At 60.8% G+C, this 24,394-nt stretch carries 16 protein-coding genes; 11 read left to right on the forward strand and 5 right to left on the reverse strand.

The window, feature by feature from the left end; translation table 11 throughout:
* Positions 1–11: 11 nt before the first annotated feature.
* From V7116_RS04490 to V7116_RS04500, 3 genes are read left to right on the forward strand one after another with little or no spacing between them, the layout of a single operon-like run.
* Positions 12–1,094 carry an ATP-binding protein gene (locus tag V7116_RS04490; protein ID WP_324390688.1) on the forward strand — a complete coding sequence of 361 codons (1,083 nt, stop codon included), beginning with the start codon at positions 12–14 and terminating at the stop codon, positions 1,092–1,094.
* Positions 1,095–3,305: a DUF5682 family protein gene (locus tag V7116_RS04495; RefSeq protein WP_324390689.1), complete on the forward strand. Its 2,211-nt coding sequence runs from the start codon at positions 1,095–1,097 to the stop codon at positions 3,303–3,305. It abuts the gene before it with no gap.
* The gene (locus V7116_RS04500) at positions 3,302–4,477 is read left to right on the forward strand and encodes a VWA domain-containing protein (protein ID WP_324390690.1); all 1,176 of its coding nucleotides are present in this window, start codon (positions 3,302–3,304) and stop codon (positions 4,475–4,477) included. The genes V7116_RS04495 and V7116_RS04500 overlap by 4 nt, the downstream gene beginning before the upstream one ends.
* Positions 4,478–4,620: 143 nt before the next feature.
* Here the strand turns inward: V7116_RS04500 and V7116_RS04505 are convergent, their stop codons facing one another.
* From V7116_RS04505 to V7116_RS04525, 5 genes are all read right to left on the reverse strand, one after another.
* The gene (locus V7116_RS04505) at positions 4,621–5,553 is read right to left on the reverse strand and encodes a dimethyl sulfoxide reductase anchor subunit family protein (protein ID WP_324390691.1); all 933 of its coding nucleotides are present in this window, start codon (positions 5,551–5,553) and stop codon (positions 4,621–4,623) included.
* A 2-nt stretch (positions 5,554–5,555) separates the two neighbouring features.
* Positions 5,556–6,173 (reverse strand): DMSO/selenate family reductase complex B subunit, encoded by a 618-nt coding sequence (locus tag V7116_RS04510; RefSeq protein WP_324390692.1) that lies wholly within the window; start codon positions 6,171–6,173, stop codon positions 5,556–5,558.
* 11 nt (positions 6,174–6,184) lie between these two features.
* The gene (locus V7116_RS04515) at positions 6,185–8,575 is read right to left on the reverse strand and encodes a DMSO/selenate family reductase complex A subunit (RefSeq protein WP_324390693.1); all 2,391 of its coding nucleotides are present in this window, start codon (positions 8,573–8,575) and stop codon (positions 6,185–6,187) included.
* Positions 8,576–9,305: 730 nt separating this feature from the next.
* The gene (locus V7116_RS04520; protein WP_324390694.1) at positions 9,306–10,346 is read right to left on the reverse strand and encodes an aldo/keto reductase; all 1,041 of its coding nucleotides are present in this window, start codon (positions 10,344–10,346) and stop codon (positions 9,306–9,308) included.
* Positions 10,347–10,469: 123 nt separating this feature from the next.
* A complete protein-coding gene (locus V7116_RS04525; protein WP_324390695.1) occupies positions 10,470–11,726 on the reverse strand; it encodes an MGH1-like glycoside hydrolase domain-containing protein in 1,257 nt (418 codons plus the stop codon).
* A 272-nt stretch (positions 11,727–11,998) separates the two neighbouring features.
* Between V7116_RS04525 and V7116_RS04530 the strand changes: the two genes are divergently transcribed.
* The 8 genes from V7116_RS04530 (at position 11,999) to V7116_RS04565 (ending at position 24,383) form a co-directional block, all read left to right on the forward strand.
* Positions 11,999–12,988, forward strand: a complete 990-nt coding sequence (locus tag V7116_RS04530; protein ID WP_324390696.1) for a LacI family DNA-binding transcriptional regulator — start codon at positions 11,999–12,001, stop codon at positions 12,986–12,988.
* Between the two features lie 48 nt (positions 12,989–13,036).
* Positions 13,037–15,016 carry an aceric acid hydrolase gene (locus V7116_RS04535; protein ID WP_324390697.1) on the forward strand — a complete coding sequence of 660 codons (1,980 nt, stop codon included), beginning with the start codon at positions 13,037–13,039 and terminating at the stop codon, positions 15,014–15,016.
* On the forward strand, positions 15,013–15,672 hold the full coding sequence (locus tag V7116_RS04540; RefSeq protein ID WP_324390698.1) for an aspartate/glutamate racemase family protein: 660 nt from the start codon (positions 15,013–15,015) through the stop codon (positions 15,670–15,672). Before V7116_RS04535 ends, V7116_RS04540 begins: the two co-directional genes overlap by 4 nt.
* Before the next feature lie 202 nt (positions 15,673–15,874).
* On the forward strand, positions 15,875–17,311 hold the full coding sequence (locus tag V7116_RS04545) for an ABC transporter substrate-binding protein (RefSeq protein ID WP_324390699.1): 1,437 nt from the start codon (positions 15,875–15,877) through the stop codon (positions 17,309–17,311).
* 189 nt (positions 17,312–17,500) lie between these two features.
* Positions 17,501–18,421, forward strand: coding sequence for a carbohydrate ABC transporter permease (locus V7116_RS04550; protein WP_324390700.1), 921 nt, complete (start codon positions 17,501–17,503; stop codon positions 18,419–18,421).
* Between the two features lie 19 nt (positions 18,422–18,440).
* Positions 18,441–19,484, forward strand: coding sequence for a carbohydrate ABC transporter permease (locus V7116_RS04555; protein ID WP_324390701.1), 1,044 nt, complete (start codon positions 18,441–18,443; stop codon positions 19,482–19,484).
* A 205-nt stretch (positions 19,485–19,689) separates the two neighbouring features.
* A complete protein-coding gene (locus V7116_RS04560) occupies positions 19,690–22,437 on the forward strand; it encodes a glycoside hydrolase family 78 protein (protein WP_324390702.1) in 2,748 nt (915 codons plus the stop codon).
* A gap of 14 nt (positions 22,438–22,451) precedes the next feature.
* Complete coding sequence (locus tag V7116_RS04565; RefSeq protein ID WP_324390703.1) at positions 22,452–24,383, forward strand: beta-galactosidase; 1,932 nt, start codon at positions 22,452–22,454, stop codon at positions 24,381–24,383.
* Positions 24,384–24,394 lie beyond the last annotated feature (11 nt).

Raw genomic sequence — 24,394 nt, forward strand, 5'->3', positions numbered from 1 at the left:
AGGACAGAGGCATGGAAGAAATTCTGCGCCAACACGCCGAACAGGAATTTGCCGAAGAACTGCAGGCGCTGCGAGAGGCGGACGATCGCCTGCGCCCGCCGAACTGGCAGCTTTCGCCCTGGGGTGTTGCAACGTACATCCTGGGCGGAAAACTGAAGAACAAGTTCGAAGTTTCGCCTAAATACTTCGGCGACCGCCGCCTGATCGAGATCGCCATCGCCACCCTGGCGACCGATCGCGCGCTGCTGCTGGTCGGCGTGCCCGGCACGGCGAAAACCTGGGTCTCCGAGCACCTGGCGGCGGCTGTTTCGGGCGATTCGATGCTGCTCATTCAGGGCACGGCAGGCACGCCCGAAGAGGCGATCCGCTACGGCTGGAATTACGCGCGGCTGCTGGCCGAGGGTCCGTCGATGGACGCGCTGGTCCCCAGCCCACTGATGGTGGCGATGCGCGCGGGCAAGATTGCGCGCGTCGAGGAACTGACCCGCATCCCCTCGGACGTGCAGGATACGCTGATCACCATCCTGTCGGAAAAGGTGCTGCCGATCCCCGAGCTAAACGCCGAAACCCAGGCGCGCAAAGGGTTCAACATCATCGCCACGGCGAACACCCGCGACCGGGGCGTAAACGAGCTGTCGAGCGCGCTCCGGCGGCGCTTCAACACGGTGACGCTGCCGCTGCCGAAGGACATCGACGAGGAAGTGCGGATCGTGCAGGAGCGCGTCAGGCACATCGGGCAGGCGTTGGAACTGCCCGCCGAGCTGACCGCGATGGAGGAGATCCGCCGCATCGTGACCGTTTTTCGCGAGCTTCGCAGCGGGGTGACGGACGATGGACAGACGCGCGTCAAGTCGCCTAGCGGCACGCTGAGCACGGCGGAGGCGATCTCGGTCGTGACCAACGGCATGGCGCTGGCGGCGCATTTTGGGAATGGCCGCGTCGGGGCGGCGGATGTCGCCGCCGGGATGGTGGGAGCCATCGTGAAAGATCCGGTGCAGGATCGCACCGTGTGGCTGGAATATCTCGAAACGGTCGCCAGGGAGCGGGATGGGTGGAAGGACCTGTACCGCGCCTGCCGGGAGGTTTCCGGCTAAATGGCGGACGTGCACGTTTTCGGCATCCGGCATCACGGGCCAGGATCGGCGCGCAGCCTGTTGAACGCGCTGGAGCGGCTCGAACCGGATGCGATCCTGATCGAAGGCCCGCCAGACGCGGATGACATCCTGCCGCTGGCGGCTTATGCCGGGATGCGCCCGCCGGTCGCGCTGCTGGTCTACGCCGTAGACGATCCGAAGCAGGCCGCGTTTTTCCCGTTCGCGGTGTTTTCCCCGGAATGGCAGGCGCTGCGCTACGGGTTGGCGCGGGGCGTGCCGGTGCGCTTCATGGATCTGCCGCAGGCTTACCAGATCATGCTGAGGTGGGCGGAAGACGGCCCCGGCGAGCCAGCCGACGCGCCGCCGCTGCGCGACGATCCGCTCGGCGCGCTGGCGGAAGCTGCCGGGTTTCAGGACGGGGAACGGTGGTGGGAGCAGATGGTCGAGCAGCGGCACGACAGCCGCGACGTGTTCGACGCCGTGCTGGAGATCATGACCACGCTGCGCGAGTCACCCCAACAGCCGGAAACACCGCTCACCCTGCTGCGCGAAGCGCACATGCGCGAAAGCATCCGCGCTGCGTCTCGGAGCGGCGCGGAGCGGATCGCGGTGGTGTGCGGCGCATGGCACGCCCCGGCGTTAGCCACTCTGCCGCCCGCCAAAGAGGACAAGGCGCTGCTGACGAAGCTCAAAAAAACCAAAGTCGCCGCGACCTGGGTCCCCTGGACGCACGGGCGGCTCTTGCTGGCGTCGGGGTATGGCGCGGGCGTGTGGTCGCCGGGCTGGTACCAGCACCTGTGGGAAACGCAAGACGACGTGGTCACGGGCTGGCTGGTGGAAGTCGCGCATCTGCTGCGCAGCGAGCAGCTAGACGCTTCCCCGGCGCAGGTGATCGACGCAGTGCGGCTGACCGAGACGCTGGCCGCGCTGCGCGGGCGTCCGGCGGCGGGACTGGACGAGCTGAACGAAGCGGCGCTGGCGGTGTTTTGCTTCGGCAGCGATCTGCCGATGCGCCTCATTCACGATCGCCTGATCGTCGGCGAAGCGATGGGGGACGTTCCCGATGAAAACCCGATGGTTCCGCTTCAACGGGATTTGCAGCAGGAACAGAAGCGACTGCGCATGGCCGTCGAGAGCGGGGCCAGCCTGTTGGACCTGGACTTGCGCAAGCCGCTTCACATGGACCGCAGCCACTTGTTGAACCGGCTGCGATTGCTCGGCGTGCCGTGGGGCGTCAAACAGGACGTGACTGGCAAGGGCGGAACGTTTCACGAGGTCTGGCAGGTGCAGTGGCAACCGGAACTGACCATTGCGCTGGTCGAACAAAGCGGGTGGGGCAATACGGTTGTGGACGCGGCGGCGGCGTACACCCGCCATGAGGCGGACCATGCACACGATCTCCCAGCGCTGACCCGTCTCGTTCATGACGTGCTGCTGGCCGATCTCCCGGATGCGGTCGCGCACGTGGTGCGCCGCCTGCAAGAAAAGGCCGCGCTGACGAGTGAGGTCAACCTGCTGATGGCGAGCCTTCCGGCTCTGGCGGACGTGCTGATGTATGGCAGCGTTCGCAAGACGGACGCGGGTATGGTCGGCGCGGTGGTGGATGGCATCGTGACGCGCACCTGCATCAACCTGCCCGGCGCGTCTTCCGCGCTGGATGATGACGCAGCGGACGAACTCTTTGGATTGACGATCCGGTTCAACAGCGCGATCCGCCTGCTCGACAACCCCGCGCACTGGCAGACGTGGATCGGCGTGCTGAACAAGCTAGTCGATCAGCGCGGCGCGCACGGGCTGATGCGCGGGCGGAGCTGCCGCATCCTGCTCGATGCGGACGAGCTGACGATGGCCGAGGCAATGCGCCAGATGCGGCTGGCGGTCAGCACCGTCGAAGATCCGGCGCAGGCGGCGGCCTGGATTACGGGCTTTCTGTACGGGAGCGGCGTGATCCTGCTGCACGACGCCACGCTGCTCGGCGTACTCGACGACTGGATCGCCTCGCTGGCGGACGAGGATTTCGTGGCGCTGCTGCCGCTGCTGCGGCGGACCTTCTCGACCTTTTCCGAGCCGGAGCGCAAACAGATCGGCAGGCTCGTCAAACGCGGACCGTCTGCGACCCCGGCGGAGGCTGATGCCGTGACGATCGATCAGGAACGGGCCGACGCCATTCTGCCTATCCTCGCTGAGTTGTTAGGACTTGAGTATCCATGAACCGGATTTCTGAAGACGAACGGCTGCGCCGCTGGCGTTTGATCCTGGGGGGCGGGAACTGCGATGGCATAGGCGTCAGGCTGTCCCACGCCGATGGCAAACGCGATCAGGCGCTTGGGGAACTCTATGGCGGGGCCAGCGGCAAAACCCGGCGCGGGGGAACTGAAGCGTCGATGCCGAACGTCAGCCGCTGGTTGGGGGATGTGCGCGAGTATTTCCCTGATTCGGTGGTGGAGATCATGCAGAAAGACGCGATCGAGCGCGTGGGTTTGCAGCGGCTGCTGGCCGAACCGGAATTTCTGGAACTGGTCGAGCCGGACGTGCATCTGGTGGCGACTCTGATCGCGCTGAACCGCGTCATCCCCTCGGGCACGCGCGAAACGGCGCGGGCGCTCGTGCGCAAAGTCGTGGACGACCTGCTGCAGAAACTCACGAATCCGATGCGCCAGGCCGTGAGCGGGGCGCTCAACCGCGCCGCGCGGAACCGCCGCCCGCGCCATCACGAGATCGACTGGAACCGGACTATCCGGGCCAACCTCAAACATTACCAGTCCGAGTACCGGACGATCATCCCCGAAACGCTGATCGGTTACGGGCGCAAGCGCCAGTTGGCGCAGCGCGACGTGATTGTGTGCATCGACCAGAGCGGCTCGATGGCGACCTCGGTCGTTTATGCCAGCATTTTCGGGGCGGTCATGGCGTCGATACCCGCGCTGAAGACGCATCTCGTGGTATTCGACACGGCGGTCGTCGATCTGACCGCCGAGCTTCACGATCCGGTTGACCTGCTGTTTGGCACGCAGCTCGGCGGCGGCACGGACATCAATCAGGCGCTCGGCTACTGCCAGCAGCTCGTAGCGCGCCCGCAGGAAACGATCTTGATCCTGATCAGCGACCTTTACGAAGGCGGAAACCGGGAAGATATGCTCAAGCATGCCCGCCAACTGAAGGAAGCGGGCGTGCAGTTCATCACGCTGCTGGCGCTGAACGATCGCGGCGCGCCCAGTTACGATCGTTCCATCGCGGCGGAGTTTGCCGGACTGGACATCGCCTCGTTTGCCTGCACGCCCGATCTGTTTCCTGACCTGATGGCGGCGGCGATCAACCGGCAGGATCTGGCGGCGTGGGCGGCCCAACACGAGATCAACCTACCGCGCGCCAAAGACGATTAGCCAGCCGCGATAGAGTAGCCCGGGACGGCGTACCGTTCCATGATGTTGACATCGCCAACGTATGCCCATCGGGAGACACAATGCGACCCCTGGTGAGATAAACCAGGGGCCGCGTCGTCATAAAAGGAGGCGGATCGATCCGGTTAGCCGAGGCCGGACGTTACCTGAGAAGCATAGAACAGGTAGCGCCCGAGCAATTCGGAGAGCAGCACCAGTGCGAACGCGGCGTAGGCCAGATTGATCATCAGGCGTTCCCGGCCCGGATTGCTCGCCGTGCGATAAAGGAACCCGCCAAGCAGGACTGCGCCTAAAAAGACCAGCGCCAGCCGGATGCCCAGAATCACGCTGTGATCGTTGATGATGATATCGGCGCTCTGGCGTGTGGTGACCGACTCGTTGGCGAGATAGCCCATGTACAGCGGCATAATCACAAAGGTCACGCCGACCAGCACAATCGAAGCGACGGCGAGACCGCGCAGCGCATAGCGCAGCAGCTCGCACTGGACGCCTTCCGCTTCGCAGCCGGATTCGTTCTTACGCTGCATATAGGTGTAGTTGGCGGCGTAGGCAGTGCCTACGGCCATCGCGCCCAGCAGAAACGTCGTCGTGAAGAACGAGAGCACCGTCGAGATCGTGTTCCAGGCGGGGACCGTGCGGATCATGTAGACCTGCGACATGCTGATCACCAGCGCCACACCAATCAGCGCCGCGACCCAGGCAATCGCGTTGCGAAGCGAAGCTGTGCCCAGTTTGCGCCACTGCATCACCGCGAACACTGCGCCCGCGCCGATGAACAGCACGTTGCACAGGATCTCGCGGCTGAGCCACGACGAATCGAGGTTCCCGATGGCGCGCCACGCATTGATCGGGTTGCCCAAGTGCAGCAGCGATGCGATCGTGCCCAACACCAGCACCGGCCCGATGGCCAGCAGCGCGCGATCGCTCATACGATCGGCTTCTTGAAGCCCCGATTTCCGCGCAACGAAGAAGTGAATCACGCCCAAAATGATGAAAGAACCAACTGACATTTGGGCGCAGATCGTAAAGGTTACGAGTGCCCAATCACGCACTTCCATGGTTACATTTCCTCCGCGTTGCCAATGCTGATACCCTCTGCGGCAGCAACCATGGCCCCAGGATGGGGCGTGATCACGACGGCAGGCTGGGTTAGCGACGGATCGGGCATGGGGTAGATGTTGTTGACCGTCCCGTATTTGGCCTGCAGTTCGCTCAGCTCACCAAAGTCAAGCGCGCGCATGGGGCAGGCCGCGACGCAGGCCGGGGGCAGTCCTTCGTCAATGTAGTTGTAGCAGAAATCGCACTTGCTCATCTTGCCCTTGTCGTCCACGTACTGCGGGGCGTCGTAGGGGCACGCCCACTGGCAGTAACGGCAGCCGATGCACTTGTCCTGGTCGATCAGGACGATGCCATCGTCGCGCTTGTGCATCGCGCCGGTCGGGCAGACTTTGAGGCAAATGCCGTCTTCGCAGTGGTTGCAGGACATGGACAGGTGATAGGTGACGATGTTCTGCACCCACGTCGCGCCCTGTTTGATCCAGTTGCCGCCGTTCAGCTCGACCACGCGCCGCCAAAGGACACCCACTTCGAGATCGTTATCGTCTTTGCACGCGATCTGGCAGGCCTTGCAGCCGGTGCAAACGCTCTGGTCATAATAGAAGGCTAGTTGTTTTGCCATTTTCGTTCTCCTTAAGCCTTCTCTACTTCAACGAGATTCGTATGCTGAGACGTCCCCTTGGCGAAGGGCGTCGGGTGGTGCGAGGTCAGCACGTTGATGCAGCCCGCGTGATCCACGCCCTTGTCGTCCGGGTCGTACCATGCGCCCTGCGGCAGATCGAGCACGCCCGGTATGATGCGCCGGGTGACGCGCACCGGGATCTTGACCTCGCCGCGATCGTTAAAGATGCGCACGGTGTCGCCGTCTTTGATCCCACGTGCGTCCGCGTCGATGGGGTTCATGAATAGGCGCTGGGGCATCGATTCCGCCAGCCAGTCAACGTTGTGATAGGTCGAATGGGAGCGCCGGTGGTAGTGGTGCCCTTGAAGCTGGAGCGGATACTTCGCCAAAAGCTCAGGCTCGGCGTCGGGTCCTTCCCATTCAGGGACATAGGCCGCCACCCCTGGAATCTCTTCGGGGTTGTTGGCGTCCCACTTCGCCTGACAGAAGATCTCGACTTTGCCCGACGCCGTCGGCAGTGGATTCGCTTCGGGATCAGCGCGGAAGTCCGCCAGACCAATTGTCGGCTCATCGTAATATATTACGTGGAGGCCGTTGGCCTTGAAGGTATCGAAGTCGAAGGTGGGGTCCATGTCCTTGACGCCCGCCGTCCACTCTCGAATCCAATCCTCGTGCGACTCTTTGCCGTCACGATACTGGTCACCCAGGCCGAGCTTGTCGGCGATCATCGCGCAGATTTCGTAGTCCGGCATGGCCTCGAACAGCGGCTCGATGGCCTTGTTCATGTAGTAAATCGTGTCGCCCATCATCCAGTTGGTGGTCATGCTCTCGGTTTCCATCCATGTGGTCGCCGGGAGTATGATGTCCGCGAACTTGGCGGAGGGCGTCAGGAACTGGTCCTGCACGACGATGAACTCGACCAGACTCTCGTCTGCGAGAATTTCTCTGGTGCGATTGATGTCACCGTGCTGGTTGATCAGTGCGTTGCCGCCGTTGCTGTAGATGAACTTGATGTTATAGGGCAGAGTCTCCTGGCCGTCGGGCAGCCCGATGACGCCGTCCGCCGCGCCCATCTCTGTCCCGCGCACGATGGCGTCGGTCCAGGTGAAGGTCGAGATGGAGGTCGAGACGGGATTCGCCACGCCGGGGAACGATCCGGTCGGGATATACCGTGCGGATGCGGCCCCCGTGCCGCACGAGCCGCCCGGAATGCCGATGCTGCCGATCATCGCCGCGAGGGTGATTCCGGCATGCACGAATTCTTCGCCATAGGCGCGGCGTTGGCCGCCCCAGCCCTGGTAGATCGCGGTGGGCTTGGTCAGTGCGATCTCGCGCGCCAGCCGCACGATGCGCTCGCGCGAGACGCCGGTGATCGCTTCGGCCCATTCGGGCGTCTTGGGCGTGTCGTCCTTGTCGCCCATGACGTAGCTCTTGTACGAGTTCCCGGATGGGATGCCTTCGGGCATGTGTTTTTCATCGAAGCCGCTGGTGTACTTGTCGAGGAAGTCCTGATCTTGCAGGTCCTCGCTGATCATGACATAGGCCAGGGCCGCGATGAGCGCGGGGTCCGTGCCGGGGCGGATCGGAATCCACTCATCGGCCCAGACCGCGGTCATGCTCTGGCGCGGGTCGATCACGATCACCTTCGTGCCTGACTTCTTGGCTTCCTTGAGGAAGTACATCGTGTTCGTGCCAGCAACCATCTCCATCGGGTTGAAGCCGAACAAGACCATCAGGCGAGAGTTCTTCCAGTCGTCGCGGGAATTCGCTGTGACGAAACTACCCAGCACGCGCGGCAGCATGAATTCCCAGCAAGCCGCGCTGTATGAGCCGTACTCGTTCAGCGTGCCGCCGAACAGATTCAGCAGACGCTGTGACGTGCCCGATCCCTGCATGCCATCTGCGCCGGACGCGTAGTGGTTGATGAACGCCTCAGGGCCGTACTCATCCTTGATGCGCTGCATCGCTTCCGCGACGGTGGTGGTGGCTTCATCCCAGGAGATACGCTCGAACTTGCCTTCGCCGCGCTTGCCCACGCGCTTCATCGGGTATTTGAGCCGGTCTGCGTGATAGACACGGTGGCGGTAGGAGCGCCCGCGCTGGCAGGCTCGAAGCTGGGGATCTTCGATCGTATCCGGGCGGTCGTCGGTCGTCAGGCGTGTAATCACGCCGTCCTTGACATGCACCAGGATGCGACAGCGCCCGCCGCAGTTGTGGGCGCAGCTTGTAGGAATAATAGTTTCTGCCTCCGCCGCGCTGGCTGTGGAAGCCATGCGGCTGGCCGTCACACCGCCGGTTGCGAGCGCCGCTACGCCACCCAGTGCCGCGTTCCACTTCAGGAAGCTGCGCCGGGTAAGGTTGGCGTTCTCCTCGGCTTTAGATAAAAAGCCTTGGTCCACCATATCTAACCTCCAGGAACGAAAAAAGCATTTTGGGATGTGGAGTGCTGTTAATGTGGAATGGCGTTGAGAGGATGATGGTGAGCGTCCCACTACTCTCAGCATAGTCCTGTCGTCAGGTTGAGTCATCACCCGGTAGAAGTATTTTTGTGAAGAACAACACAAGTTCGGCGCGGCGTCTCGGTACTCCTTGGATCACGCAAGGGGCGAGCAACGTGGTATGAAGGGGCTTAGGGACGCTGATCGCTTGCTGGTGGCGCGGTGCGTGCCGGGAACGCTGGGCCAACGAGAAATCACCGGAAGAAAGCTGAGGACCTGCACCTATACAAAAGCTCAGAGCGGGGCTGTGGTTAAATCAGGATGACGAGGTGGGATCTTCTGGCCCGTTCTCAGCAAATGTTTCTAGAGCGTGTTATGCGCTTGTAGCCCCCCATTCATTGGCCCCTTTCCCCACGCAACCCTGTTGCGCGGGGACCCCGGAAAAAACGGGCGGAGCAAGCCCCGCCCCTACGGATCCTGGGATAATAAACGCGTGAGAAACCCGTTTTCTCCCTCGAAAAGTGCATAACAGCCTCTAGAAGTTCATGCGCAACCAATTGGTGTGGTTTCCCGCAGGCTGCGTGTTACCGGGCTGTCGCGTGAGGGAAAATCGGCCACCGCCCCATTTTTCAGGACGACGATAGCCCTGGCTTTTGACCAGGGCTGATTTTTGCGGGGGCTACACGTGCAGGGGCTATTTATTGTACAGCTTGGTGGGCAGCGGATTACGTTTGGCGAAATTGCGCTGGTGCCAGTAGGGATAAATGGTGTCGGTTTCGGTCACCGCATCCAGGCGTGCGACCTGTTCTGCGCTCAAGGCCCACCCGGCGGCACCCAGATTATCGAGCAGCTGCTTTTCGGTGCGCGCGCCGATGATGACGCTGGCGACCGTGGGACGCTGGAGCAGCCAGTTCAGCGATACCTGGGCGACGGATTTGCCGGTTTCCGCGCTGATGGCGTCCAGGACATCGATCACCCCGTAAAACCAATCGTCAGGAATAGCGGGACCTTCGGCGGCCCCTTGTGCGACGCGGGTTCCCTCCGGCATGGGCTGCTCGCGGCGGAACTTGCCACTGAGCCGCCCCTGCGACAGCGGTCCCCAGACCAGCGTGCTGACGTTTTGATCGAGCGCCAGCGGCATGAGTTCCCACTCGTATTCGCGCCGGAGCAGCGAGTAATGGGCCTGATGGGCCATATAACGTGCCCAGCCATACTTTTCGGAAATGGCGAGCGATTTCATCAAGTGCCAGCCGGAAAAATTGGAGCAGGCGATGTAGCGCACTTTGCCGCTCTGGACCAGCGTATCCAGCGCGCGCAGCGTTTCCTCGACGGCGGTCAGCGCGTCGAATCCGTGCATGGTATAGATATCGATGTAGTCCGTGTTGAGGCGGCGCAGGCTGGCTTCACACGAGCGAATGATATGGTGCCGCGAGGAGCCTATATCATTGGGGTTATCGCCCATCGGGAAGGTGGTTTTGGTGGAAATGAGCAGCTTGTCCCGCTGCCCCTCGATCGCCTTGCCCAGGATTTCTTCAGATTGGCCGCGCGAATACACATCCGCCGTGTCGAACAGGTTGACGCCTGCATCCAGGCAGATACCGATGAGGCGCTTGGCCTGCTCTACATCGGTATTTCCCCATTTGCCGAAGAAGACGTGGTCACCGCCGAACGTCCCGGTCCCAAAACTGAGCACGGGGACACTAAAGCCCGAACTGCCAAGAATTCTGTATTCCATGATTATGTTCCCTTGTTAGAAAGCGTTGGCTGCAATGGTATTGTACTAAGAGACAGCTCCAGATGCCCCAATCGTGACCGGATTGGGGCGAGTGTTCCGTCACTGTGCGGTTGCCGGACGGTTCTAAAACTCGGCAACCACGTCTCGATCTTCGAGCCACGCGATCATGTTCAGAACCAGATAATTCCAGTTCTGAAAGCCCCGGTTCAGGATCGGCTCACCGTTCTCGGGCTGGTAATATTCGTGGAGCGCGCCAAAACGCTCAAGGTCGCGCCCGAAGAGCGCGATCGTTTTTTCGGCCAGGGAACGCGCGTCGGACGTGAAGCCGTACTTGACCAGCCCACGGAAGGTCATGTAGTTGACGATGCCCCAGACCGGCCCCAACCACGATGACGGGTTGCCCGACGCTCTGATTGAATACATCTTTTCCATTTTTGACAGCGACCGCACCCCAAACGGCGCATTAAAGGTTTTTTCGTTCCGGTAGTGTTCATGGACGATGCGCTCGGCCTGTTCGGGCGTTGCGATCCCCGCCCAGAGGGCCATGAAGCCGGTCCACACCCCGATCCGTTGAATCAACGTGTTCCAATGGCGCGGATAGCCGGAGTGGAGCCATGCCGTGTGGTCGACGGGCAGCAGATTCAGATCCACGTTGTAGAAATATCCGTCGCGCTCGTCCCAGCAGTGCTCTTGAACGGCAGCTTTGAGGGATTCCGCATCCTGGCGCAAATTCAAGCCCACTTCATCGAGCTGAAGCTCGTCGCATAGGTAGGCGGCGGCTTCAAGCTCGCGCAGCATGAGGCAGTTCAGGAAAAGGGAGCCTGAGCTTTTGGCCGGGCGGTAGAAGGTGCAGGGATCGTTGTCAACGCCGATCATCCTGTCGGTTTGCCAGTAGAACAGCCCTGATTCGTGGCGGTGGTGGCTGGCATAATTGTTCAGGAAGGTGAGGAGGAAATACATCTTTCCCCGCAGCCACTCGGCGTCACCGCACTGCTGCGTGATGAAGGCCGCATGTTGGGCCAGCACCGGCTTGTGCATGTTTTCTTCGAAGATTCGAGCGGGACGATCTACTTCCAAACCGCGCTCGATCAAGATCGGAACCCAGCCGTCCATGCCGCCGTAGCTCAGAAAATTGAGCACGCAGCCCTGCTCGTATTTCAGGACGTGGGCCGCGGCGTCCGGATTTTCGCTTTCCAGCAGAATCTGCCGCAGCGCGACGTCGGACAACCAGGAATCCCAGTCCCAGAGGACGTCGCTGTACTGGTCGCTGCCGGGGACAAGAAACGGGTAGGGCATGTTGCCTCCGGCTTCACGAAACATACCGGAGTAGTCGCCCTGAATGTGCTGGCGCAGCTGCTGACTGTAGGTTGTTAAGTCCATTTCATCACCCTGGAGATTATAAAAACCGGCGCGCTAATTCAGGTCTGGTGTCGGTCCCGGCGGCAAACGGTGCGTCGAGATCGTCGGGTCGGGCCGTGGTGGGTTGGTTATGGTCGGTGACTTAAAGTCTTCGATAGTTGGGCCATTTTCCTCCTGAAGCGTCCAGAAAAATGCCGGGTTTACTTTTTATCTCTTTTACCCTATACTCAATATGAACGTTCATATTCTTGATGCGATTGTAGACTGTTATGGCTAAAAAGCAAAGAGTTACGATGCATGACGTGGCCCAAAAGGCGAACGTCTCCATCAATACAGTTTCCTTAGCCCTGCAAGACAGCGATCTTGTTCAGCCCCGCACCAAGGCCCGGGTTCTCAGCGTTGCGAAGGAACTGGGATACCGGCCCAACGTGATGGCGCAGAACTTAAGACGCGGCGTCGTGCATACGATCGGCATCATGATCCCGGACGTCCAGAACGCGCACTTCTGGGACATCGTCGATGGCGCGCACGACGAGGCCTACCAAAACAACTACGGTATGGTCCTGACGCATACCAGCCTCAACCAGGAACGCGAAAGCGAATTTTTACGCGGGCTGATCGAACGCCGCTACGATGGCGTCATTCTGGCCCAAACCTACTCCGAGCAGTCTCCCATCGAGTTACGCACACTCATTCAGCGCGGCGGGGCCGTCGTGACCCTGGGGCGGACCTGGGAAGGCGCCGACCGCGTCGAATATTTCCGAGAAGATACGGCCCAGGTTCTTCTGGAATACCTCTACGAGCTTGGGCACCGCCGTATCGGGTTTGTGATGGGCGTGGCGCGGAAGGAACTGGCGCAGGAGCGGCTTGTTGCGTACCAGCACTTCATCGAGAAACACGATCTGATCTCGATGCTCGAATACTGCGGACCCAGCGTGGACGAGAGCGCCGAGGCAACGACCCGCCTGCTGCAGTACCAGCCCCGCCCAACCGCCATTATTTCGGTCAACGATCAATTGGCAACGGGGATTTACCGGAGTCTCGGGCTGCACGGGCTGCGAATCCCTGAGGACGTCTCGGTCGCAGGGTTCGACAACACGTCGGTTGCCAAGAGCCTGTACCCGTCGTTGACCTCCGTCGACGTGGGGGGACCGGATATTGGCCGGATTTCCGTGCAGCTTTTGCTGCAGCGGCTCGCTGACCCCAAGCGGCCCCAGCAGATCGTTCAGGTTCCGGCGCGACTCGTGCCACGCGAATCGACCGCCGCGCCGCGCGTGGAGTAATGGTAGTCCGGTTGGGATGGCTCAACGACGCTTTGAGGAGTAAAGATTTTGGACAGTGCCGTTTTAGCAAGCCCTTATCGTGAACTTTATGGTGTTCCGGCTGCGGCTGTCCGCCTGACGCACGGTTTTTGGGCGGAGCGGTTCGAGGTCTGCCGCACGGTGATGGTTCCCCACATGTGGGAGCTGCTCCGCGATCCGGACATCAGCCACGCGTATACGAACTTCCTGGTCGCGGTTGGCGATGAAGCGGGAGAGCATCAAGGTCCCAAGTGGCACGATGGTGATTTCTACAAGTGGCTGGAAGCCGCCGCGCACATCTACAGCGTCACGCACGACGAGGCGCTCGACCGGTTGATGGATGAAATCATCGACGTGATCCGGCGCTCGCAGCGGGAAGACGGCTACATCCACACGCCGGTGATCATCGAAGAGCGCCAGGGGGAGAATGCCAAAGCGTTCCGCGAACGCCTGCATTTCGAGACCTACAATATGGGTCACCTCATGACGACGGCGTGCGTGCATTACCGGGCTACCGGCAAAGAAACGCTGATGGACGTGGCGCGCGCGGCGGCTGACTATCTCTACAACTTCTACAAAACGGCCACGGTGGAGCTGGCGCGCAACGCGATTTGCCCCTCGCATTACATGGGCGTCGTGGATATGTACCGCCAGACGGGCGAACCCCGCTACCTGGAACTGGCCCGCAACCTCGTTGAGATTCGGGATCTGGTGACCGGCGGCGGTGACGACAACCAGGATCGGCTGCCGTTCCGCGAGCAGGATCATGCGGTCGGACATGCGGTCCGGGCCAACTACCTCTACGCTGGCGTGGCCGACATTTATATGGAGACCGGCGATCCCACCCTGCTTTCCACGCTGGAAACGCTGTGGAAGAACGTGACGTCGAGCAAGATGTACATCACGGGCGGGTGCGGCGCGCTGTACGACGGAGCGTCGCCGGATGGCGCAGAGGATCAGAACTCGATTACGCGCGTTCACCAAGCGTATGGCCGCGAGTACCAACTGCCAAACGTCACGGCCCATAACGAGACGTGCGCCAACCTGGGCAATCTTTTCTGGAACTGGCGCATGTTCTCGATCACGGGCGCGGCGCGGTTCGTGGATGTCGCGGAGACCGTGCTCTATAACAGCGCGCTGGTTTCGATCAGCCTGGACGGGAAACGATACTTCTACACGAACGCCCTGCGCCAGATCGATGGCGTCCCGTTCGAGCTGCGCTGGGGACGCTCGCGCGAGCCGTACATCAGCTGCTTCTGCTGCCCGCCGAATATCGTACGCACGATCGCTCAGGTCGGGTCGTACCTTTACAGCGTGTCCGACGAGGGCATCTGGGCGAACCTCTACGCGAGCAGCACCGCCTCGATCGCGCTGAACGATGCGACTGAAGTTCACATCACGCAGCAGACCGACTATCCCTGGGACGGCCAGATTTCGATGACGATCGATGTGCCGGGCGAGACGTCGTTCGCGCTGATGCTGCGGATCCCCGGGTGGTGCGCGAAAGCGACGCTCAGCGTAAACGGCGTGCCCGTCGAGAACGATCTGCCCGCGGGAGACTATGCCAGGGTGGAGCGGGTGTGGTCAGCCGGGGACAAGGTCGAACTCACGCTGGACATGCCGGTGCAGTTCATCGAGTCGCACCCGTTGGTGGAAGAAACACGCAACCACCTCGCGGTTCAGCGGGGTCCGATCGTCTACTGCCTGGAGTCCGTGGACTTGCCGGACGATGTCTCTCTCGCCCAGGTGGCGATCTCCCGCACGACGACCTTTACGCCCGACCAGGACGCATCCTTTGACGGCATTACGGATGAAATGCGCGTCTTGCGGGGCACCGTGCAGGTGATCGACAGCACGCCGTGGAACGGGCAGTTGTATCGCCCGGCCTCGCGGCCCGGCATCCGAGACATCGAGGCCCAGCTCGTACCGTATTATGCCTGGGATAACCGGGGTAAATCTGAAATGAGCGTCTGGCTTCCAGAATTGTATGGCCCGGAGCGTATCTCATGAAAACAGTCGTTGCAGTGTATACGGGGCAGGGATTATCGGGACCGTTGAAGTCGGTTTTTACCGAGATTCTGCCCGACTGCCGTTTGATCAACATCATCGACGACAGCCTGATCGCGGACGTGGTTCAGAGCGGGAGTGTCACGGCGGCGGTCACCCGACGCCTGCTGCGGTACTTCGAAACCGCGGAGGAGATGGGCGCGGACGCGATCCTGAACACGTGCTCCTCGGTGGGGGAAGTGGTCGCGCTGGGGTGCCGGGTCGTGGATATCCCGATCGTGCGTATCGATGAACCGATGGCGATTACTGCCGTCGAACAGTACGACCGGATAGGCGTGATCGCCACGCTGCCGTCCACGCTGCAGCCCACGTCGCGGCTGCTGAAGGCACAGGCCGCCCGGTTGGGTCGCAGCGTCAGCATCGTGGATGGACTCGCGGACGGCGCTTACGATGCGCTTGTAAACGGATCCCCCGAGCAGCACGATCAACGGATTCTGGATACGGCCATGCGTCTGAAGGCGCAGGTGGACGTGTTCGTACTGGCGCAAGGATCGATGGCGCGCATGGAACGCGATCTTGCCGACGCCACCGGGCTGCCGGTGCTGTCCAGCATTCGTTTGGGGATCGGCGCATTGAAGCAGGTGCTGTCCGATGTGTAAGTGTGGGGTGAATTTCACTGTGCTGACCGACACCTCGCACTCTTTTTTTAAGTACTAATATGAACGTTCATAATTTCTCAAATGGAAAACCATCTTGAGATCAAGCGAAAGGAAATGCTATCAAAAACACATCTATCACGTCTCTGGCACGAATCGTTCGGCAGTCTTGCGTTGAGCAAATAATTCAATAAGAGGTGCAAGGATGAAGAAACTTTCACGGCGTGACATGTTGAAGCTGATGGGGGCGGGTGCAGGCAGTGCCGCGTTGGCCTCTACCGGGATTCCGTTTGATACGAAGCTGGTTGGCGTCGTCAAAGCTCAGGACACCGTGACGCTGGACGTGATCGCCCGCCAGCCCGAATACCTGAACCTGCAGCGGCAGATCTGGGACATCTTCGAGCGGGAAAATCCCGGCATCAAGATCAACCTGTTTGCAGTCAATGAAAATGAATATGCCGCGCTGCAGGCGAGAATCGCGGGCGGGTACATCCCCCACATCGCGACCACGCCCACGACCACGACCGATGCGCCCGTCGAAGCCTATTCGCTGTACTACAACCTGAGCGAACTGAGCGACGAAGACTTCCCCTGGTGGGACCGGTGGACGTTCGACATCAAGAACGCCTTTACCGACATCTACGGCGTGCCGGGGCCGCGCTCGCTGGAAATTATGGCGCCGTGGACCTGCACCTGGCACTGGCATCAGGACCTGATGGAAGAAGCGGGCCTGGATCCTCGCAGCGTCACCACCTGGGAAGAATTCCAGGCGCTGATCGAACAGGGCACCGAGTGGGCCAAGTCGCGGTCGGACGTCGATCACTTCCTGGATCTGGGCTGGCATCCGCTGGTTGCGCTGGTGTGGACCAATGCCTGGGCCCTGGCCTTCCCGGAAGGCCAGCAAGAGAATCAGAACGCCTGCTGGCGGGGCGAGAAGAAGTTCAACGATGAGGATTCCCCGTGGCGCCCTGTGTTCCAGTGGCTGAAGGACTCGTACGACAAGGGGATCCTGCCCGAAAGCTGGTGGACGCGCGAATGGGAAGCCGACTTCGAAGCGAGCTACATCGCCAAGAAGTCCGTCATGGTGTTCCACGGTCCGTGGCTGTGGGACAAGGCCCTGGCGGCGGATCCCACCATCACCCAGCTTGGACTCCCGGCGACGCCGCCCGCGGCGGGTCAGGATACGTGGGTGCAGTACCTCGCTGCGATCGACACCTTCCGCTGGTACGCCCTCATCGACGGCGTGCAGGATCTGCCGGAGTGGCCGCAGGTCAAGAAGGCGTGGGCGTGGTGGCACAGCCCCGCAGTGGTCAAGATGCGGGCGGAAGGCATCGGCTCGCCGGTGGTTTATACGCTGGACGAGCCGCTCGAACTCGAAGGCGCGGCGCAGTGGGAAGGCGTTCGGAAAGATATCGACATCCCCGGCGGCGTGTTCGAAAACACGAAGTTCGTCGATCCCGCGAACTGGGCCGAAACGCAGGCGGGGGCGTACATCATCCCCGGCTCGACCAATACCTGGGATCATAACGGCAATGCGTCGGCTATCTTTGGCGAGCTGATGGAAGGTAAGAAAAGCGTCCAGGACGTGCTGGACTGGGCGCAGGCCAACTTCGAGGCAAGCTACAAGTTCCCGGAAGCGTAACTTTGCCGCAGGGGCGTACATGAGGCGTGTCGGAATGCTTTTGTAACGGTACGGGTGATCCCGCTGGCTTCAGGTGTGTCGGTACGTTTGGAGTGGTTCCCACGTCGTTAGAAGATGAGCACAACCCTAACGGCGTGGGAACCCGGCTGCAAGATGCATTGGCCCGATTAGATTATTGCGAGCATTGCCATGATAAACATAGAAAAACGCCTGGGAGGGCGGCGCGCAACACGCCGCATCATGATCGATTGGGTCTTTATCCTGCCCCAGTTGATTCTGTTTTTCACCCTCACGATTCTCCCCTTCTTCATGGGGCTGCCCACCGTATTCACCGACAAGCTGAGTTTTGTCGATGCGAATCCGGAATACGTGGGCCTGGACAACTTCACGAAGGTGGTTACCGAACCAGGCATCAAAGACGAAGTGTTCCCCGCGCTGGTGCGAACGGTCCGTTTTACGACCCTCAACTACGCTATGGTCTACATCTTCGGGTTGAGTCTGGCGTTGTTGATGTACGAGGTGGGCTTCAATGGGGGCTTCTTCACCATCATTTATCTCCCCATGATGCTTTCCGGACTGGCGATAGGGTTCATTGCGACGATGCTGTTTTCCCAATCGACGGGAACCATGAATCTCCTGTTGATGCACCTGGGCGTGATCGACAAACCCATCGATATCAAGTCGGCCTCGGGGATATCGTTCATTTTGCCGCTGCTCTCCGGCTGGCGGTATGCCGGTTTCAACATGGCGATATTCTTGTCGGGGCTGCTGACGATTCCACCCGAAACGATCGAGGCCGCAATCGTCGATGGCGCATCGTATACGCAGCGGCTTATTTATGTCTATTTCCCCCAGATGATCCCTTCCTTCATTATCGCCACGATTTTCTGCCTGATCGGTTCATTCAACATCTTTGACGAACTGGTGGCATTGGGCGGTTTGTATGGAAACAAAGAAGCTTCGTTCCTCTCGATCATCTTCTTCACCTACGGTTTCCAGCGGGGACGATTGGCCGTAGGGCTGACCCTGGCGCTTGAGATCGGTATCCCCTTATTCATTATGGGGCTGCTGCTTCAGCTGCTTCAGCGACGTCTTCAGTACCGCTCCTAAACAGGAATGGGATACGGCTATGAAACGCGCCACAAAAATCCTTATCATAGTGTTCTTCGTTGCCTATACCCTGATCACGCTGTTCCCCATTTACACCCTGTTCATCAGGACCTTCGTGGGGACGAAACATTCCACGGATCTGTGGCTTTGGCCGCCGCCGTTGGAAGAAGCCAGTATGGACTACCAGTGGGGAAACCTGTCCGTGTTCTACAACCTGAACGTGGACAAGGTCAAAAAGGATCTGGGCATTCCAGAGGATGCGTATATTCAGGCACGCTGGACGCTGTCGAGGATTGCCACTGAGTACGACATCCCTGAACAGAAGATCAAGGATTATTTCACGCCCTATTCGGTCTACAGCGGCTGGATCATCCTGTTTAGCGACGCCCAGTTCTGGCCCGCGCTGTTCAGGACGGTTGTGATCGCAGCCTTCAGCTTGATCGGGTTGAACCTGCTGTCCATCTTCACCGGGTTCGGGCTGGCGGGGCTGCGGCGGAAGGATCAAATCGTCGTATTCAATCTCTACCTGCTCAGCGCCGTTATTCCACTCATGATGATCCTGCTGCCCCAGTACATGATCGTGCAGGAGGTGCTGAAGTGGATTCCCGGGTACGAAGTGTCGGGATCGATGACGCGCAGAATCAGCCAGATTGTGGTCATCGTCCTGCTGCATATCAAGGGCGGCGCGCTGGGCACCATGGTCTACACCAGTTACATCTCCAGCATCCCCAAGGAATTGGAAGATGCCGCTGAGATCGACGGCGCGACCACGTTTGAATACTTCCGGTATATCGTGCTGCCACTTCTGAAGATCCCCATGGCTACCTTGACGGTCATGATTTTGCCCAGCCTGTGGAATGACTTCATGGGGCCATACATCTATCTGGATAAGAACAATACCACCTTGCTCCCGCTGATCCAGAGTTACACCGGCACCTACACCACCAACTATCAGGTGACGTATACCGGGATTTTCGTATCCATCGTCCCGCTGGTCTTGATTTACATCATGTTCCGCAAGTGGTTCATTCGCGGGGCGATGTCGGGGGCGGTCAAAGGTTAGACGGAACGCTGCTAAGGATGCTTTGCCCGTGAGTATAGTGGGCTGGGGGGATGGCGACGTGTGTCTCCGGCTAAACGGTGATCGACTGCTTCTATTACTTTCGGGGATTCCAGCGGCAAAAATGCATTGGCGCGGGCGTTAGCTCGCTGCCAGGGAAAACAAACTCAACCGGACTCTTAGACCCTGGAAAACCAAGGTAAATCAAATGACCGTAGTCACCAATCTGGTTTGCGAATACCGCACTAATCCCCTGGGCATCGACGTCATCGTGCCCCGGCTCGGCTGGCAGATGCAAAGTGACCGGCGCGGGGCGCGCCAAACCGCCTACCGTATTCTGGCCGCCAGCGATCCGCAGCGGCTGAACGGCGGCGATGCCGACGTGTGGGATAGTGGCAAGGTCGAAACCGATCAATCCGTCCATATTGCTTATGCGGGTCCACGTCTGCAGTCACGCCAGCGCGTTTACTGGCAGGTGACCGTGTGGGATGAAACCGGCGACGCCAGCCACAGCGATCCGGCGTGGTTCGAGATGGGCTTGCTCGACCGCAGCGAGTGGAAAGGGGAGTGGATTGGCGCCGCGCTGACCGGTGGTCCGCGCAGCACCATTCCAGCGCCCTTTCTGCGCCGGTCGTTCCAGATCGATGGGGCGGTCAAAACGGCGCGCCTGTATGTGACCGCGCTGGGCCTGCACGAGTGCTCGATCAACGGGCATTCCGTGAGCGAGGATGTCTTTACCCCCGGCTGGACCGATTATGATAACCGGGTGGAGTATCAGGTTTATGACGTCACACCCTGGTTGAGCGAGGGAGAAAACGTGATCGGAGCGGTGCTGGGCGATGGCTGGGCCGTGGGGCACATTGCCTTCCATCACCGGCAGCTCTATTTCGACCAACCCCACCTGCTCGCCCAACTAGAGATTGTCATGGCCGATGGCCGGGCGATCACCATCGTCACGGATGGGGCCTGGAAACACCAGTTTGGGCCGCTGCTGGAAAATGACATCATCATGGGCGAGGCGTACGACGCGCGCCTGGAACTGCCCGGCTGGGATGCGCCACACTTCGACGACTGCGAGTGGCTGGACGTCAAACGCTTCGAGGATCCGGGCATTGCGCTGGTGGCGACGAAGGCTCCGCCTGTGCGGCGCATCAGCGAACTGGCGCCGGTCAGCGATCCGGTGGATTGGAGCAACGTCACCACGACCTGTTACGTTTTCGATCTCGGCCAAAACATGGTGGGGCGCGTGCGCTTCAAGGGTCACGCTCCGGCGGGCACGACCGTCACTCTGCGTTTTGCCGAGGTCCTCAACCCCGATGGGACGCTTTACACCGACAACCTGCGTACGGCGCGGGTGACGGATTATTACACGTTCAAAGGCGAGGGCGAAGAGGTATGGGAGCCGAAATTCACCTTTCACGGTTTCCGGTATGTCGAGGTGACGGGCTATCCCGGCCCGGTGAGCCGCGACACGATCAGCGGGGTGGTGCTGCATTCCGACTTGAAGCCGACGGGGTATTTCGAGTGTTCGGATCCGCTGCTTAACCAGTTGCAGAGCAATATCGTGTGGAGCCAAAAGGGGAACTTTTTGGATGTTCCCACCGACTGCCCGCAGCGCGACGAGCGGCTCGGCTGGGTGGGAGATACCCAGGTTTTTGCACGGACCGCCGCCTTCAATATGGAAGTGTCGAATTTTCTGGCACGGTGGATGGAAGAAGTCGTCTACGCGCAGGGCGAAAAAGGCAACGTGCCGCCGGTCGTGCCGCAGGTCGAACTCGAATTCACCGAGGACGGCGGCCCCGCCTGGGCGGATGCGGTGGTGATCGTGCCGTGGACGATGTACCTGTGTTACGGCGATCGGCGCATCCTCGAAGAGAATTATCCGGCTATGGTCAGGTTCATGCAGTTCATCCTGGACACCAGCCCCGGGTACATCCGCTGCGCGCCCGAACTGGAGGGCTGGCCCGGCATCGGGGACTGGCTCTCGATCAACGCCAACACCCCGCGCGATCTGATCGGCACCGCGTACTGGGCCTACGACGCGCAGCTGATGGCGCAGATTGCCGCGGTGCTGGGCAAGCGCGAGGATGCGGAGCGTTACCGCGATCTCTTCGATGAGGTGAAGCGCACGTTCAACAACCGCTTTTTGCACGGTGACGGGGTTTATGTTGCGGTCGATCAACCGTCTGAAATCCGGGCGCGGATGGAGCGCGCAGACGCGATTTCGCGCGGGAGGCTGCAAACGGTCGATTACGGACCGGTGACCTCTCAGGTTTTTAACGCCGAGCTTTTCACGCCGACGCAAACCGCCTATGTCCTGGCCCTGTCGTTCGACCTGCTGCCGGAGGATCTGCGCCCGGCGGCGGCTGCCGAACTGGTGGCCGACATCGAACGGCGCGAGATGCACCTTTCCACCGGCTTCGTGGGCGCGCCCTATCTGGCCCATGCGTTGAGTAGCAACGGGCAGCTTGACACGGCGTATGCGCTCCTGTTTCAAAAGAGCTGGCCTTCGTGGCTCTATTCGGTGACTCAGGGCGCGACGACGGTCTGGGAACGGTGGGATGGTTGGACCGAGGAAAACGGGTTCCAGGATCCGGCTATGAACTCGTTCAACCACTACTCTTACGGTTCGATCGGAGACTGGTTCTACCGCGTGGTAGCGGGCATCGAGCTTGATCCGGCGCAGCCCGGTTACAAACACAGCATCCTGCGCCCGCAGCCGGGCGGCGGCTTGAGCTACGCGACCGGGAAGTTCAAGTCCCTTTACGGCGAGCTGGTGTCCCAGTGGACGCTCCATGAGGGCGTCTTTGAATGGCGCGTGGTGATTCCCGCGAACACGACTGCGACGGTGTATTTGCCGGTGAAGGAAACGAGCATGATCACACTTGATGGGCGCGAGGTCAGCGGGCGGGTTCACGATCTTGAGGCGGGCGAATACTTGTTTTTGGCGAGATAACAGGGAGCAGAAAAATGCTTTACGGCGTCCAATACTATCCCGAACACTGGCCTAAAGCGCGGTGGGCGGTCGATGCACGGATGATGCGGGAAGCGGGCATCAACGTGGTGCGCATGGGCGAGTTTGCCTGGAGTGTGATCGAACCGCAGGAGGGCAAGCTCGATTTCTCCCTGATGGACGAGGCCGTGGCGCTGCTCGACGCGCACGGGATCAAAACGATCATGTGCACGCCGTCGCGCACGCCGCCGCCGTGGGCATTTGACCGCTATCCCGGCGTGCGAAACGTCGATGAAAACGGGCGTCTGGTCAACTATGGGTTTCGCTATACGGTGGGGCTGAGTCACAGCGAATTCATCCAACTGTCCCAGCGTATCGACCGTGCCGTGATCGAGCACTTTGCCGGAAACGATGCCATCATCGGCTGGCAGGTGGACAACGAGATCGGCATGAACAATGACTGCTACTGCGAACGCTGCCGCCGCCGGTTCCACCACTACCTGGAAGAAAAGTACGGCACGCTCGACGCGCTGCACGAAGCCTGGGGATCGCATTTCTGGTCGTTTACGTTTACGACCTGGGACGAAGTGCCGCTGCCTTCCTACAGCCCCCAGCTTGCGCTGGAATACCGGCGTTTTCTCTCCAGCCTCAATGTGGACTTCACGCGTTGGCGCAGCGAATTAATCCACGCGCTGGACCCGGGTAAGTTCGTGGCCGCGAACTTCCAGTCTTTCAGCGTCCGGCACACCGATTACAAGCAGCTCGCCAAGGTGATCGATCTCAATGGGATGAATGATTACCCCGCTCGCTCGCCAGAGCTGATCCTGGATTTTTACCGGGGCGAGCGCGGCACCTTCCTGCCGCTCGAACAGTTTACCCGGCTGCTGGAGATCGATACGGGGCCGGGGTGGATGCGCCTGTGGGCCTACATGGCGATCGCGCACGGGGCCTGCGGAGTGAATTTCTTCCGGTGGCGGTGCTGCCGCTGGGGCGCGGAACAACTGCGTGATGGGATCCTCCCCCACGACGGGCAGCCTGCGCGCCGGTATGATGAACTGGCCCGGATGGGCGCGGAGATCGCCCGCATCGGGGAACGGATCGACCGGACCCGGCCCCGCGCCGACGTCGCGGTGTTGATGAGCTACGAATCGCGTTGGGCGATCGATGCCGGAACGCTGGGCAACCGGGAATGGGATCCCGCCGAGGATGTCATTGCCGTGCATAACGTGCTGCGCGATCAGAACGTCCCGACCGATGCGCTCGATCCGCGTGATGACCTGTCCGCCTACCGCCTGGTATTCGCGCCGCGCCTGTACAGCATGGATCGGCGGATTGGCGAAAACCTGCGCGCGTTTGTGGAGAACGGCGGCACGCTGTGCCTGACGGCTCCCAGCGGGGTGGTCGACGAGTTCAACGTGAATTTCGACACGCCGCGCCCGGGTCCGCTGGCGGACGCTGCCGGGATCCGCGTGAGCGATCTTTCCCCGCTGCACGAGCCGGTACCGCTGCACAGCGCCGCCATTCCCGGGCTGGACGGGGGCGACGCGTCGGTGCTTGCCGACGAGATTCATCCCGTCACGGCGACCGTGCTGGCGACCTATGCGGGCGGCTGGCGCGAGGGACTGCCTGCGATCACGGCTAACCGCTTTGGCAAGGGGCAGGTTGTGTATGTGGGCGCCTCTTTGCGCGGAGACTCGTTGATCGCATTGATCACGCATTTGCGCGGTGAGGCGGGCGCGGCGGGCCTGTGCGAGACGCCGGACGGGCTGCACGTCTACCAGCGCGTGGGGGCAGGGGAGCGGCTGTGGTTTGCGCTCAACTACACTGACGAGCCGCTGGCGTTTACGCTGCCCGGCACGTGGGAAGATATCTTGCATGGCGACACGTGCGCTGGCGAGGTCCAGGTTGCGCCGCTCGATCTGCGCATACTCGCACAGGAAGGGGCGTGATCCGGTGGAGC

This window comes from Aggregatilinea sp. (assembly GCF_036822615.1).
Lineage (GTDB): Bacteria > Chloroflexota > Anaerolineae > Aggregatilineales > Aggregatilineaceae > Aggregatilinea.

What these genes read in the sequence shown, in the direction of transcription:
- V7116_RS04490 (WP_324390688.1), top strand. Translation starts at nt 12, where the DNA reads ATGGAAGAAATTCTGCGCCAACACGCCGAACAGGAATTTGCCGAAGAA.
- V7116_RS04495 (WP_324390689.1), top strand. Translation starts at nt 1,095, where the DNA reads ATGGCGGACGTGCACGTTTTCGGCATCCGGCATCACGGGCCAGGATCG.
- V7116_RS04500 (WP_324390690.1), top strand. Translation starts at nt 3,302, where the DNA reads ATGAACCGGATTTCTGAAGACGAACGGCTGCGCCGCTGGCGTTTGATC.
- V7116_RS04505 (WP_324390691.1), bottom strand. Translation starts at nt 5,553, where the DNA reads ATGGAAGTGCGTGATTGGGCACTCGTAACCTTTACGATCTGCGCCCAA.
- V7116_RS04510 (WP_324390692.1), bottom strand. Translation starts at nt 6,173, where the DNA reads ATGGCAAAACAACTAGCCTTCTATTATGACCAGAGCGTTTGCACCGGC.
- V7116_RS04515 (WP_324390693.1), bottom strand. Translation starts at nt 8,575, where the DNA reads ATGGTGGACCAAGGCTTTTTATCTAAAGCCGAGGAGAACGCCAACCTT.
- V7116_RS04520 (WP_324390694.1), bottom strand. Translation starts at nt 10,346, where the DNA reads ATGGAATACAGAATTCTTGGCAGTTCGGGCTTTAGTGTCCCCGTGCTC.
- V7116_RS04525 (WP_324390695.1), bottom strand. Translation starts at nt 11,726, where the DNA reads ATGGACTTAACAACCTACAGTCAGCAGCTGCGCCAGCACATTCAGGGC.
- V7116_RS04530 (WP_324390696.1), top strand. Translation starts at nt 11,999, where the DNA reads ATGCATGACGTGGCCCAAAAGGCGAACGTCTCCATCAATACAGTTTCC.
- V7116_RS04540 (WP_324390698.1), top strand. Translation starts at nt 15,013, where the DNA reads ATGAAAACAGTCGTTGCAGTGTATACGGGGCAGGGATTATCGGGACCG.
- V7116_RS04545 (WP_324390699.1), top strand. Translation starts at nt 15,875, where the DNA reads ATGAAGAAACTTTCACGGCGTGACATGTTGAAGCTGATGGGGGCGGGT.
- V7116_RS04550 (WP_324390700.1), top strand. Translation starts at nt 17,501, where the DNA reads ATGATAAACATAGAAAAACGCCTGGGAGGGCGGCGCGCAACACGCCGC.
- V7116_RS04555 (WP_324390701.1), top strand. Translation starts at nt 18,441, where the DNA reads ATGAAACGCGCCACAAAAATCCTTATCATAGTGTTCTTCGTTGCCTAT.
- V7116_RS04560 (WP_324390702.1), top strand. Translation starts at nt 19,690, where the DNA reads ATGACCGTAGTCACCAATCTGGTTTGCGAATACCGCACTAATCCCCTG.
- V7116_RS04565 (WP_324390703.1), top strand. Translation starts at nt 22,452, where the DNA reads ATGCTTTACGGCGTCCAATACTATCCCGAACACTGGCCTAAAGCGCGG.